8 protein-coding genes and 1 other annotated feature are annotated in these 14,652 nt (G+C 46.5%); of the genes, 7 read left to right on the top strand and 1 reads right to left on the bottom strand.

Going from position 1 to position 14,652, the window contains the following annotated elements; genetic code table 11:
* Positions 1-28 precede the first annotated feature (28 nt).
* The 5 genes from MHH86_RS24760 (at position 29) to MHH86_RS24740 (ending at position 9,200) form a co-directional block, all read left to right on the top strand.
* Complete coding sequence (locus MHH86_RS24760; protein WP_036687012.1) at positions 29-952, top strand: ABC transporter permease subunit; 924 nt, start codon at positions 29-31, stop codon at positions 950-952.
* A 17-nt stretch (positions 953-969) separates the two neighbouring features.
* The gene (locus tag MHH86_RS24755) at positions 970-1,869 is read left to right on the top strand and encodes a carbohydrate ABC transporter permease (RefSeq protein WP_036686985.1); all 900 of its coding nucleotides are present in this window, start codon (positions 970-972) and stop codon (positions 1,867-1,869) included.
* Positions 1,870-1,926: 57 nt separating this feature from the next.
* The gene (locus MHH86_RS24750) at positions 1,927-3,531 is read left to right on the top strand and encodes an extracellular solute-binding protein (RefSeq protein WP_036686988.1); all 1,605 of its coding nucleotides are present in this window, start codon (positions 1,927-1,929) and stop codon (positions 3,529-3,531) included.
* A 109-nt stretch (positions 3,532-3,640) separates the two neighbouring features.
* Positions 3,641-5,809: a beta-glucosidase BglX gene (gene bglX / locus MHH86_RS24745; RefSeq protein ID WP_036686991.1), complete on the top strand. Its 2,169-nt coding sequence runs from the start codon at positions 3,641-3,643 to the stop codon at positions 5,807-5,809.
* A 46-nt stretch (positions 5,810-5,855) separates the two neighbouring features.
* The gene (locus MHH86_RS24740; protein ID WP_036686994.1) at positions 5,856-9,200 is read left to right on the top strand and encodes a cellobiose phosphorylase; all 3,345 of its coding nucleotides are present in this window, start codon (positions 5,856-5,858) and stop codon (positions 9,198-9,200) included.
* A 61-nt stretch (positions 9,201-9,261) separates the two neighbouring features.
* Here the strand turns inward: MHH86_RS24740 and argS are convergent, their stop codons facing one another.
* On the bottom strand, positions 9,262-11,127 hold the full coding sequence (gene argS, locus MHH86_RS24735; protein ID WP_036686998.1) for an arginine--tRNA ligase: 1,866 nt from the start codon (positions 11,125-11,127) through the stop codon (positions 9,262-9,264).
* A gap of 40 nt (positions 11,128-11,167) precedes the next feature.
* Positions 11,168-11,386, bottom strand: a binding site (T-box leader).
* 248 nt (positions 11,387-11,634) lie between these two features.
* On the opposite strand from argS, the gene MHH86_RS24730 reads away from it, so the two are divergent.
* Together MHH86_RS24730 and MHH86_RS24725 are read left to right on the top strand one after the other, a co-directional pair.
* Positions 11,635-11,994, top strand: a complete 360-nt coding sequence (locus MHH86_RS24730; protein ID WP_036687001.1) for a hypothetical protein — start codon at positions 11,635-11,637, stop codon at positions 11,992-11,994.
* A gap of 45 nt (positions 11,995-12,039) precedes the next feature.
* Positions 12,040-14,538: a collagen-like protein gene (locus MHH86_RS24725; protein WP_339308824.1), complete on the top strand. Its 2,499-nt coding sequence runs from the start codon at positions 12,040-12,042 to the stop codon at positions 14,536-14,538.
* Positions 14,539-14,652 lie beyond the last annotated feature (114 nt).

The raw sequence follows: 14,652 nt of genomic DNA, 5'->3' as shown, positions 1-14,652 counted from the left end.
ATCCGAAGTTGCAATACCGGCTAAAAAAATGAACGACAGTAGATTCCAACTGTTCCTAAGAGAAGTCTGGAAGAACAGAATGGTCTATACTCTGGTGCTTCCTGGACTAGTGTGGCTTTTCCTATTTGCTTATCTGCCGATGGGTGGTCTATCTCTGGCTTTTAAAGATTTTAAAGCGAATTTAGGAATTTGGGGCAGCCCATGGAGCGGATTCGAGAATTTCACCTATGTGTTCCGTGACCCGGCTTTTATTGACGCCGTATGGAGAACGTTAACCATTAACATCGGTAAGCTGATTATTCAGTTCCCTTTTCCAATCATATTGGCCTTGCTGCTGAATGAACTGCGCATGAATCGTTACAAAAAAGCTTTACAGACGGTGTTTACATTTCCGAACTTCCTGTCATGGATCGTAGTATCCGGGGTTGTTATCAATGTGCTTTCCTATGATGGTCTGGTTAACAGCCTCATTCAAATGTTTGGCGGGACAGGCATTAACTTCCTAGGTTCTGAAAAAATGTTCGTTCCGATGTTGTATCTTACGGATATCTGGAAATCAGCAGGTTGGGGAGCCATTATCTTTATGGCCGCTATCTCTGGTATTGATACAGACCAATATGAATCCGCACAGATTGATGGTGCCACACGCTTGCAGCAAATGTTCCGCATTACTCTGCCTAACATTCTTCCGACGATTACGATCATGTTTATCCTTTCCGTCGGTGGCCTGATGTCATCTGGATTTGACCAAATCTTTAACTTGAGCAACGCTGCAACGAAAAACGTCTCAGAAGTACTAGATGTGTATATCTACCGAATCACGTTCCAGTCTTCAACAGACTTTTCATTCTCCACTGCAGTCAGTTTGTTCCGTTCACTTGTTAATATGATTCTGCTGATTCTGGCAGATAGAGCTGCCAAACTTATGGGCGGAGACGGTTTATTCCGGTAAGAAAGGAGTGCAAATGTATGAGTAAAAAAAAGCTGACTATTATGCAAGACCATAAAAAAATGACCGCTATGGATTATGTGATTTTCGTAATTCTGAGTGTGGGCGCTTTGGCCATTCTTATTCCATTCTGGAATGTCATTATGATTTCTTTTTCTACGCAAAAAGAATACGCTGATAACCCTATGATGTTATTTCCGAAGAACCCAACACTGGAATCCTATCGGGCACTCTTTGCTGATGGGCGGATCGGGACAGGGTATTGGAATACCTTTAAGATCTTAATCTTAGGACTCCCGCTTAGCTTGTTCTTAACGACAAGTATGGCTTACGGCCTTAGCCGCAATAAATTCCCGGGTAAAAAGCTGATTTTTATGCTTGTCCTGTTCACAATGATTTTTAATGGCGGGATTGTACCTTTGTATCTGGTGATGAAGGATCTGCATCTGACAGGCAACCTTTGGTCAGTTATTCTGGCTGGAAGCTTCAGTGCGTTTAACCTGATTCTGATGTCGAACTATTTTAGCAGTCTGCCTGAGTCCCTGATGGAATCTGCGCGACTTGATGGTGCTGGGGAATGGAGAATCCTGTTCTCTGTAGTCCTGCCATTATCTGCTCCAATCGTAGCTACCATCACATTGTTTTACGGAGTAGCCTTCTGGAATGGGTGGTATGACGCCATGATCTTCCTGCGGAAAGCGGATCAGATGCCACTGCAGAACGTGTTGCGATCTATCATTATGGAAGCCCAAGTGAATGCATCGAATGCCACAAGTGTTGACGCAGTGGGTAAACAATCATTCTCCATGGGTATGAAAATGGCGGCAGTGTTCGTTACCATGGTTCCTATTATGTGTTTCTTCCCAATGCTCCAAAAGCACTTTGCCAAAGGAGTACTGACAGGGGCTATCAAGACCTAGGGATTTATGATTTATCCATATAAAAGAGGGTCAGTCACACAATTTAAGGAGGACAAAATGAATATTTTAAAAAGAAAATCTGTAAAGTCAATCCTTGCCGGTGTTTTATGTCTTACTCCAATCATGTTGGCAGCATGCTCAAGCTCAGACAATAATGCTAATAGCGGAAATTCAGGCAATCCAACAGATGGATATAAAGATGAGTTGAAGATTTCGTTAGCCAGCACCATTAAGACAACAGAATCTGATTTTGATAACGTGTATCATAAATATTTTACGGATAAGTTCAATATTAAATGGGATTACAACTATATTGAATGGGATTCATGGGCTGAGAAGCTGCGCCTGTGGATTAACTCCGGTGATCTTCCTGACGTAGCAAGCTGGAACTATGTTCACGGTGATGCGCTTAATTACATTGATCAAGGGCTGCTGTACAAGCTGCCAGATGACTGGAAAGAACGTTGGCCGAATGTGGCAGCCGCTTATAAGCTGACAGGACTTGGCGATGAATTGGAGAAAGCGGTAGGTGGCACTTATGTTCTGCCAAGACCGGTATACTTTGAGAACAAGCCGGCAGATCCGCTCATTAACCAAATCGGAGTAATTGCTCTGCGTTCTGACTGGGCTAAAGCCGTTGGTTTTGAATTGAAAGATGCCTACACTACTACAGAACTGATGGAATTTGCTAGATTGCTTAAAGAGAAAGACCCTGGCAAGGTAGGAGATAAACTCATTCCTATTTCTTATGACATCAACGATGCTTTGACTAATATTGTAATGGCTAATAGCGTGCATTCCAGAGTAGAGTCGGCATTCTATAAAGATGCAGATGGCAAATACCAATGGGGTCCAGCCAACGATGAAACGTTAGCGGCACTGAAAGAACTTCAAACTACTTATAAAGAAGGATTACTGCACCCTGAGTTTTATACTTGGAAAAATGGCGAATCTGGCCAAAAGTTCACAGTTAACGGTGTTTCCGGTATTACGAGTCTAGGTGGTTTGGCTTCTTACAGAAAAGACATGGACGTTAAAATGAAAGATAACCTAGGTGTAAATAGTGATGACCTAGTGCACACAGCTATTGTACTTGGCGATGACGGTAAATATCGTAACCTCGATCAAGTTAACTTCTGGTCTGCTGTAATCTTCTCGCCAGATATCAGCAAAGAGAAATTTGAACGGATTATGGACTTCATGGAATATACAACAAGTAAAGAAGGTCAATTGACCGTTAACTTGGGCTTTGAAGGAACAGATTGGAAAAAAGGCAAAAATGGCGAATTAATCAGCCTACTCCCTGAAGGAACAACATTGGATAAGAAATATCCGAACCGTTTTGAAGGACTGTATGTCTTGGCGGATGACTTTAGTATCGTGAACCCTGCGATCAAAAAAGAATATCGCGATCGTTCTGTAGAACTGTTCAAAGAAAAAGCTGAGCTTGCTTTAAAAGACAAAGCAACGGCTGAATATGACTGGGATTACCAGTTGTATGATTCCAAGGCTAAAAATCAGGCTTCCTTTGACTATGCTACAGAATACACTAACCTGATTTTGAAACCAGGCGATCTAGAGACGAACTGGAAAGAATGGGTTAAGAGCAAACAATCCCTCGTTCAGCCGGTTCTAGATGAACTAAACAATCTAAAAAAATAGCTTTCGCCCTATGCATGTAGGAATGAACCTACAGGACCCGCGTGCAATTCTTGCACACGGGTTTTTCCATTCATAGGCATCGGCAGAATTGAACAATGGAGGATTTGAAATGAATGAGCAGCAACTGACTACCTTGTTGAACCAGATGACGCTTGAAGAAAAGATTGCACAATTGCAGCAGCTAGCCGCTAATTTCTATGAAGGGGCAGAGGATGGAGGACAAATCACTGGCCCTATGGCATCCATGGGAATTACGGACCACATGATCGAGAGCAGCGGCTCTGTACTTGGTCTATCAGGTGCAGCGCAAGTCATTGCGGTTCAGGAAGCCCATTTACGCAAAAATAGATTGGGCATTCCCTTGCTGATGATGGCGGATATTGTGCATGGCTTCAAGACGATTTTTCCGGTCCCGCTGGCAATTGGCTGCTCTTGGGATATGGATCGCGCAGAGCTGAGCGCCGAGATTGCGGCTAAAGAAGCGGCAGTCTCCGGTGTGCACGTTACTTATGCGCCAATGGCGGATCTTGTACGGGACCCGCGTTGGGGAAGAGTAATGGAGTCTACAGGAGAAGATCCATATTTGAATGGTAGGTTTGCCCGTGCGTTTGTGCGCGGATTTCAAGGAAGTGACTTGACTGGTGATGTAGATCGTCTGGCGGCTTGTATTAAGCACTTTGCTGCCTATGGTCTATCCGAAGGCGGCCGCGATTATAATACGGTGGATTTATCGGAACGGCAGCTGCGTGAATATTATCTGCCGGCCTATCGTGCAGCACTGGATGAAGGTGCAGAAATGGTCATGACTTCATTTAATACGATTGATGGGATTCCGATAAGCGGCAATGTCAAACTGCTTCGCCAGCTGCTTCGTGAAGAATGGGGATTTGATGGCGTATTGATTTCGGATTGGGGTGCAGTGAAGGAACTGATCCCACATGGTGTCGCCGAGGATGAGGCTGAGGCAGCACTTAAAGCCATCAAAGCTGGTGTAGACATCGAGATGATGACGGCTTGTTACGTTCATCAGCTTCCGGCGCTTGTTGCAGATGGGCAAGTAGATGAGAAGATTATTGATGAAGCTGTGCTTCGTATTTTGAAATTGAAGCAAAGATTGGGCTTGTTCGAGCATCCGTTCCGCGGAGCTGACGTCGAGAAAGAGCGTGAGGTAATCTTCTGTGAAGATCATCGAAATGCGGCGCGTGAGTTGGCGGCTAAATCCTGCGTACTGCTCAAGAATGATCAGGTTCTGCCGCTCGCTGCAGAGCAACGGATTGCGCTAATTGGACCGTTTGCTACTAGCGGAGATATTCTTGGACCGTGGTCGTGGTTGGGTTCAACGGAAGAGGCAAGCCGTCTTGCACCGGCACTTCAAGCTCGCGCAGGTGCGGGTAAGATTACTGTTGCAGAAGGTTCTGGAGTCGATAGCTTTACAGAGGAACAGTGGCTGGAGGCGGAAGCGGCTGCTAAGCAAGCTGATGTGATTGTACTGGCGCTTGGTGAACATTCAGAGATGAGTGGAGAAGCGGGCAGCCGTTCAGATATCCGTTTGCCGGAAGCGCAGCTTGAGCTTTTACAACGTCTGAAACAGCTGAATAAGCCTATCGTGGTGGTGTTGTTTAATGGACGTCCACTAGACTTGGCCGGCGTGTACGAGCATGCAGATGCTATTCTGGAGGCTTGGTTCCCAGGCAGTGAAGGCGGAGCGGCAATTGCCAGTCTACTTTATGGAGATGAGAATCCTTCAGGAAGATTAACGATGTCTTTCCCGGTATCCGTTGGGCAGATTCCAGTCTATTACAATCATTTCAACACTGGACGCCCACTTCATGCTCCGGGTGCCGACAAACGTTATGTCTCGCAATATCTGGATATTCCTAATGAGCCGCTTTTGCCATTTGGTTTTGGACTAAGCTATACGACATTTAGCTATAGTGAACCGATTCTGTCCGGTGAAATCATGACTGAAAATCAGCCTATTGAAATAACCGTTACGGTGACCAATACTGGAGAAGTAGATGGGGAAGAGGTAGTGCAGCTGTATATCCGAGACATTTCCGGAGAGGTCGTCAGACCAATGAAGGAACTGAAAGATTTTGCCAAAATCAACCTCTCACCAGGGGAAAGTCGTGAAGTGACCTTTACCCTTACCGAACAGCAGCTTCGTTATTATCATAGCGATCTAAGCTTTAGCAGTGATCCGGGACGATTTAAATTATTCGTCGGTTCGAACAGCAATGAGGTTAAAGAACGGGATTTTTGCTTAACATTAGCATAAGTAGAATATATACGGCAGTAACGCCGTAATGGAGGAAGTGTAAAATATGACTACTAATTTGAATACTAACATCCGTTTAAACGCCGGGGATCTATCCTTCACTTTTACAAACAGCGGGGACTTGTTCCAAGTCCTTTACGAACGGACAATGATCAATCAATTGCTGCCAAGCATTGTGGACGGCTCATTATCCAATCTATTTTTGCGAGTGCACAATGATGGAAACATTCAAGCCATTCCTTTGCTTGGCATTCATTCTTCAAGCACAGTACGTAAGGCTGGAAACCGTTTGGTTTGGGAAGGTACTGCGGAAAATATAGAATATCAAGTTATTTTCACCCCTACTGCAGGAGGAACTTGGTTCTGGGATGTGAAGCTTACTGGACAAAATGCAGAGGTAGATCTCGTGTACGGACAGGATGTAGGGATTGCTGATATCGCCGCTGTCCGCAGTAATGAAGCTTACCTGTCACAGTATATCGATCATGCGGTATTTGAGGATCAATCCAAAGGGTACGTTGTTTGCTCTAGACAGAATCAGCCACAGGGCGGGAAATTCCCATATCTGCAACAGGGTTCACTTACCAAGGCAACGAGCTTCTCAACAGATGGTTTTCAATTCTTTGGACTGTCCTATAAAGAAACCAACCAACCAGAGAGCTTGGGTCGTGAGCAATTAAGTAATGAAATCTATCAATATGAATTCGCATATACTGCGCTGCAATCGGAACGGGTGAAGCTGAGTGGTGAAACACGGTTTGTGTTCTACGGATTGTTTAAGCAAGATCATCCAGAAGCGATCACTGCGCTAGAATTTGCTAATGATATTGCTGCGGCTTGGGATGCTGTTAAAGATTTACCTTTAGAAGCTGAAGCAGCACTTGAACGTTCTTTCTTCTCGAAGGAGCTGGGAGCACCGCTGGCTGCAGATTCGCTGACAGAGAAAGAGATCGAGGTCTTGTTTCCGGTTCGTTATCAGGAGGAGAGAGAAGGAGACACACTACTTTCCTTTTTCACGGAGAATTATGAGCACGTAGTATTAAAAGAGAAAGAAATGCGCGTAGAACGGCCACACGGCCATATCCTGATGAGTGGGGATAACGCTCGGCTTAATGATAAGGTCATCACAACAACTTCATATATGTACGGGATCTTTAACTCCCAGGTGGTAATTGGAAATACCAATTTTAACAAGCTAATGTCCAATCCAAGAAATGCGCTTAACATTCCAAAAGCTTCAGGACAACGCATTTATGTAGAGTGGAACGGTGAATATCGTTTGCTGACCATGCCTTCTCTATTTGAGGTTGGTTTCAACTATGCTCGTTGGTATTACAGAACAGATGGTGAATGCTTCATTATTACGAACTACACCACCGAAGATTCGCCAGAGATATTCCTGAATGTGCGTTCGGAAAGCGGACGAGCTTATCGTTATTTAGTCACTAATCAAATCACCATGAACGTTAACGAATACGAGCTTCCATATCAATCTAAGCAAGAAGGTGGAGCAGTAATCTTCTCGGCTGACAGAAGCGCACTAAGTGCTGGTGAATATCCTGACTTACAGTATAAATTACAGGTACAGGGTGCGGAGTTAACTCTGCAGGATGAAGGTAGACTTGTCTCTCCTGTTCAACCAACTGAAGCACCGTTAGCAGTACTGGAGCTGTCTGCCAGCAGTGAATGGACCTTGAATATTCAAGGCCTTCTGGATGGTAAGTCACTTGCTCCAAGAAATCGTTCAGCTGAGGAAGAGATTTCTGCTTATCGCGCATTTTATGCTGGTGTGATGAATGGCTTCCGCCTGACGCTTGGGGACGGAACAGAAGGTGAACTGTTTAAGGTTAATGCTCTGACTTGGTGGTACACACATAACATGCTGGTTCACTATTCGGTTCCACATGGTTTAGAGCAATATGGTGGCGCTGCTTGGGGAACACGGGATGTATGTCAGGGACCTGTGGAATATTTCATGGCTACGCAAAAATACGAACAGGTTCGTGAAATTTTGCTGACGCTGTATAGTCATCAATATGAAGATGATGGCAACTGGCCACAATGGTTCATGTTTGATAAATACACGAAGATACAACAAGAAGAGAGCCATGGAGATATTATTGTGTGGCCGCTTAAGGTGCTTGGAGACTACTTGGCAGTAACTCAGGATTACAGCATCTTGGGAGCAACAGTGCCGTATACCCGTAAGCACAGCTTTGACTTTACAGAAGAAAAAGCGACGTTGCTGGATCATGCGCGGAAGGAAATTGCTTATATTAAGGATCATTTCCTGCATGACACACATCTGTCTTCTTACGGTGATGGAGACTGGGATGATACACTCCAGCCTGCAAATCCACAGCTGAAGCAGTATATGGTTAGCAGCTGGACAGTGGCGCTTACCTATCAGACACTTAATCAGTTCTCAGAGGTACTTCGTTCAGTTGATCAAGCTGAGGCAGAGGAACTGAAGGCGATGGTGGAAGGAATCCGTAAGGATTTCCATACTCATATGCTTCAATCCGAAGTGATTCCTGGCTTCCTGTATATGGAGGACCCTGAGCAGATTAAGCTTATGGTGCACCCAAGTGACACAGAAACAGGTATCCAGTACCGTCTGCTGCCAATGACGCGCAGTATGATCAGTGAGCTGCTTACTCCGGAACAGGCCGAAGCACACTATGATGTCATTCAGGATAAACTATTCTGCCCTGACGGTGTACGTCTGATGAATCGTCCAGCTCAATATGTTGGCGGGGTCAGCACTCATTTCAAACGTGCGGAGCAAGCGGCTAACTTTGGCCGGGAAATTGGACTTCAATATGTGCATGCACATATCCGTTATGTAGAGGCTATGGCCAAGCTCGGTAAAACCGATCAGGTCTGGAAGGGTCTGGCAGCGATTAATCCGATCGGAATCCGCGATGTGGTGCCAAACGCTGAACTACGTCAAGCTAACTCCTATTTCAGTAGCTCGGATGGTAAATTTAACACCCGTTATGAGGCACAGGAGAATTTCGATAAACTGCGCAATGGTGACGTAGCTGTTAAAGGTGGCTGGAGAATCTATTCCAGCGGTCCTGGGATCTATATGAACCAGTTAATCTCGAATGCACTGGGGATCCGTACGGAAGGTGGAGACTTAATTGTTGACCCGATTCTGCCGGAATCGCTGGATGGAATGCACTTTAGCTTTGAATATGCAGGCACTAAGGTAGATTTTATCTATCATCTTACAGGTCGTGAGATCAGTCGAATTACTATCAACGGTACGGAAGTGCAAACAGAAGGTACACCTAACCGCTATCGTAACGGTGGTGTTCGCATCAAACGTGCGGACTTTGATCGTCTCAGCACGGAAGCTGGAAATGTGATAGAGATTTATAAGTAACATTATATATAGAAGGGCAATCTCCGCGTTAAGCGCGGAGATTGCCCTTTTTTTGTGTTTTTTACATTCGGCTCGGTGTCGGTAACCCAAGCACTTCGAGCACATCTCCCAAGATGTCCTTGAATCTTGAAGTGAGCCAGAGGCGGAATTCGATCGTGGCTGAATCGCCTTTTAGAATTGGACATACAGAATAGAAGTTGTTGAACAGGGTAGCTAGGGTATGGGCGTAAGTGCAGAGCGTATTTGGCGTTAACTCTATACTTGCTGAATGTAATATCTCCGGCCAGAGGCTTAGCTGTCTTAGCAGCGCAAGCTCTGCTTTTTCCAATTCGGAAGGGAACAGAAGCTGTGCGGCAGCTGTAAGGATTGGGATCGTAGCTTTACTCAAAACGCTTGTCGCACGCGCAAAAGTATACATCAGATAAACTCCGGTATTGCCGGATATTTCGGTAGCCTGTTTGAAATCAAACACGATTTCCGTTCCTAAATTAAACCGCAGCAGATAGTAGCGAATCGCAGCAGTGGCAATCATTCGGCTGGAGAGGCCGTCTTTATCGGAACGTGAGTGTTCGATGTTCTGTTCCATGAGTTCCACCAGATCGCTTACCTTAATCCCGATTCCCTGTCGTCCGGACATAGCATAAGAAGATTTGCCTTCTGAAATATCTATACCCAGCTCGGCAGCCGAGGCGGGACTAAGAGATACAACACCATAACTCACATGATGGAGTTTGTCTGCTTGCTCGTTATAACCTAGTGCCCCTAAGGCTTGCTTAACCATCTGTTGTGGATATTCCTGTCTGTAATCGATCACATTGATGACTCTGTCCGCCTGCCCATAAGACTCTTGGGTTCCAGTTAATCCTGTTGTCCATAAACCGGACGAGAATTCGCTATAGGAGAAATCTTTGGTTAAAAGACCAAATTTCCAGAGATGATAGGCAATATCTTTGGCTGTATACGTTGAAATCCCATTCGAACGCACCAGCACCTTATCGAGATGATGCTCCTCTGAATCCGCTCCAATGTTAGCCTCTGTTCCTTGCTTCAGCACCCAGCAGCCTGCGAGTTTACCTTCAGTCTCTTGTACAAAAACGGCTGTCTGCTTCAGTAGCTCAGCTGCGGCTGCCCAAAATCCCTCTTTTAAAATACTGCTCTCCCATACCAGCAAATCATAATAAATCCCAAAATGTTTCATTTCCTCTACATGCTCTCTAACGATACGTTCAGCTACAAGGTTGCCCAGCCAGGCTTCATTGCCGCCACCTTGTTCAAGGGAGTGCAGTATATCTGTGCGCTTGTGTGTCATCTCAGGGTTCAGCGCATATTCTTTGTTCACTTTGGCATAAAGATCCCAGCAAAAATCACCGAAACGTTGATGTTCCCCTTCTAAAGGTATATTTAATAATCCAACAACTGTATCCGCCAGCTGATTGCCGAGATCATCAATGTAGTTATGGACCTCTACGTTATACCCAGTTCTTTTCATAATTCTGACTAGAGTATCGCCAATACAGGCGTTTCTTAGATGACCTACATGAGCGGCTTTGTTGGGGTTGATAGAAGTGTGCTCGATGATGACTTTTTCCCCAGTGCTGGCAGGCAGTTCAAAGGAATGTTCAGCCCAGCTTTGCCAATTCATATACAAATTGATAAATCCGGGAGCAGCGACTTCAACTTTTTGCAATAGACCGGCGAAACGCCCTTTGAATTGAAGTTCTGCTTTCACTAATTCTGCTATGACCATTGGGGATTTACGTAGAGTTTTGGCTAGCTGCATAGCGATATTACATGAATAATCACCATGTTCTAGATTTGCTGGCTGTTCGATCAGAATGGCAATGTCCTCTGGATAGTCAGCTCCTAAAGTATTGAATACACGGTGTACACTGTGCTCGATTCCGTCTTTGATGATTTGATTTAACATGGTATACCCTCCTTTGAAAATACAAAAAAGCCCTCGTCTCAAAAGAGACGAGGGCTTTAGCGCTCGCGGTACCACTCTCGTTGCTGAACAAGTTGTTCAGCCACCTTACGGGATAACGGCCTTCAGCCGGGACTTCCTACTAAGATTCAGAAGTCCATCTCACGGGTGCGCTTCATTAAAGAAATCTGTACCGGCTTACACTCTCCCGGCTCGCTGAGGACTAGATCTCGTTAACTACTCTCCCGCTCATCGATGCTTAATTAATTTTTACCAGTATACCCAATATTTCATAAAAAGCAATAGTGTTAGCTTCTTAACAATCTTGGTTGCTCTTTGTTATTAGATTATCAGTTTAGTAGATTATAAATTTGGAAAAAGAAGGCTGTCTTGTTATAGGACCAGCTGTTCCTTTGCACAACAGTCCACACGCTAACTCAAGCCAAGGAATATTACTATACGGAGCCACTAATCTTTCAAATTGTAGTGGAAGGGAGGAGTGAATAAAACATGGCTATTTTTTCTACTGGACCTATAGATAACAGCCCGATCCTAGGGGTCAGACCGTCGCAACTGGTAACCGTAAAAGTAGTTAATCGGGATTCTCTTAATCCTTATAATCTAGTTATTCAAGGTTTCCTTCTTAACGGATCAAGAACGATGTATGTGAATGAAACAGTAAATCTAGCACCTAATCAAGTTTTAACTAAGAACTATTTTGCCGACTTGGACGCATTTGAATTTGTATTTACAACAGTAGAAGCAGTTGAAGCAGAGGTTGGGATTTCAGTCTGGGGAAAACAGAACTCGGGGGCATTGGTAGATCCTCATCGCATAGTTGCGTGGGAGAAGCAGGCAGTATTAATTTAATAATTATTTTTGTGACACAGTTAACGTTAAAGGAGTGATGAGAAATTGAGTTATTTATCTACCGGACCGATAGACAATAGTATGGTAGGGGGTGTAAGACCTACTCAGCATGTTACTGTCAAAATTGATAACCGAAGTGACATTGATTCATCAATGGCTCTTGTTCAAGGATACTATATGGATGGGACAAGAACTTTATATGTAAGCGAGCTGATAAATGTAGCACCTAATGAAGTTATAACACGTGATTATTATGGCGATTTTGATGCGTTCGAATTTATTTTTACAACTACAAGTCTGGTAGATGATCCGATTCAAATCTCAGTATGGGGAAAAAATAGCGTTGGCCAGATTGTGACTGCCCATCGACTTGTACATGCAGAATTGCTTGGTGTAACGCAAGGGATAACTGGTGCGACCGGTGCGACTGGTGCAACAGGAGCGACCGGAGCCGATGGAGCAACGGGTGCTACCGGAGCAGGAGAGACTGGGGCGACAGGTGCAACAGGGGCAGATGGAGTGACTGGTGCAACCGGGGTGACTGGAGCGGATGGAGCCACTGGAGTGACTGGGGCAGGAGAGACTGGGGCAACAGGTGCCGATGGAGCTACAGGTGCAACTGGTGCAACCGGAGCGGATGGAGTAACTGGAGCGACCGGAGCAGGAGAGACAGGTGCAACAGGTGCAGATGGAGTGACTGGGGCGACTGGTGCAACGGGAGCAGACGGAGCAACGGGTGCTACAGGAGCAGGAGAGACAGGGGCAACAGGAGCCGATGGAGCTACAGGAGCAGACGGAGTAACTGGGGCGACTGGTGCAACGGGAGCAGACGGAGCAACCGGGGCGACCGGAGCAGGAGAGACTGGGGCAACAGGAGCAGATGGAGCTACAGGTGCAACAGGAGCAACGGGAGCAGACGGAGCAACGGGAGCAGACGGAGCAACGGGTGCAACAGGAGCGACCGGAGCAGGAGAGACTGGAGCTACAGGAGCAGACGGAGTAACTGGGGCGACTGGTGCAACGGGAGCAGACGGAGCAACCGGGGCGACCGGAGCAGGAGAGACTGGGGCAACAGGAGCAGATGGAGCTACAGGTGCAACGGGTGCAACGGGAGCAGACGGAGCAACCGGGGCGACCGGAGCAGGAGAGACTGGGGCAACAGGAGCAGATGGAGCTACAGGTGCAACAGGAGCAACGGGAGCAGACGGAGCAACGGGAGCGACTGGAGCAGGAGAGACTGGGGCAACAGGAGCAGATGGAGCTACAGGTGCAACAGGAGCAACGGGAGCCGATGGAGCAACGGGAGCGACCGGAGCAGGAGAGACAGGTGCAACAGGTGCAGATGGAGTGACTGGTGCAACGGGAGCCGACGGAGCAACCGGGGCGACCGGAGCAGGAGAGACTGGGGCAACAGGAGCAGATGGAGTGACTGGTGCGACTGGTGCAACGGGAGCAACTGGAGCAGGGGAGACTGGAGCGACTGGTGCAGACGGAGTAACTGGAGCAACTGGAGCGACTGGTGCAACAGGAGCGGATGGTGCAGAAGGAGTAACTGGAGCAACTGGGGCGACTGGTGCAGACGGAGTAACTGGTACAACGGGTGCAACCGGAGCGGATGGAGTAACGGGAGCAACAGGAGCAACGGGTGCAACCGGAGCAACAGGAGTAGCTGGTGTAACCGGAGCAACGGGTGAAGCTGGAGCGACTGGAGCAACGGGAGTAGCTGGGGCAACCGGAGCAACGGGTGAAGCTGGAGCGACTGGAGCAACGGGAGTAGCTGGAGCAACCGGAGCAACGGGTGAAACAGGAGCAACAGGAGCAACAGGAGCCACCGGAGCAACGGGTGAAGCTGGAGTGACCGGAGCAACGGGAGTAGCTGGAGCAACTGGAGCAACGGGAGTAGCTGGGGCGACAGGAGCGACAGGAGTAGCTGGTATAACCGGAGCAACGGGAGTAGCTGGGGCAACAGGAGCGACAGGAGTATCTGGTGTAACCGGAGCAACTGGGCTTACTGGTGCAACAGGTGTAACCGGAGTAACTGGAGCTACAGGTCCGAACATTCAACAAGAAGGTTTTTCTGCTTTTAAGCCCTCATTGGCAATTTCCACATCTACCCAATTAACTGGCTGGACTGTGACAACACCTTTTTATGATAGCCCGTCCTTCGACGAAGTTGGGGGAAATTATACTATTCCGACAACTGGTAGATATTCGATTGAAGCGACTATCAATTACTCCACAACTGCCTCACTCACTGTCAGTCTTGGTACTGGAATTAATCCGGCTTTCGTAGTTCAGAGAACTTCTCCTACTGCAACAAATCTGGTAAGTGGCTTGTTCCCAGTACTTGATGTGAATGTTGCACTTATATTAGATTTGAGAGCAATTTTGGGAAGTGGTACTGTGACGCTGGCTGGAGAATTTGCATTAACCGCAGGTGATGTGATTGGCTTGTTCTATGTGGCAAATGGTTTGACGGTTCCTTTGAATTTGGGTGGCGCGAACTCAGCAGGTATCGTCTGGTCTGTTCATGAATTAACTTAAGTTTATCTTCGAGTTCAGTATTTACAACAGGGGTAATTCGGTAGCCGTAAGTATGGCTTTCGGGTTATCCCCTGTTTTGTTGGCGATATGTTATAAGTTGACTAGAGCGATGCT

This window comes from Paenibacillus sp. FSL F4-0097, from assembly GCF_038593125.1.
Lineage (GTDB): Bacteria > Bacillota > Bacilli > Paenibacillales > Paenibacillaceae > Paenibacillus_AQ > Paenibacillus_AQ odorifer.
This window is presented reverse-complemented; position numbering and strand designations above follow the sequence as displayed.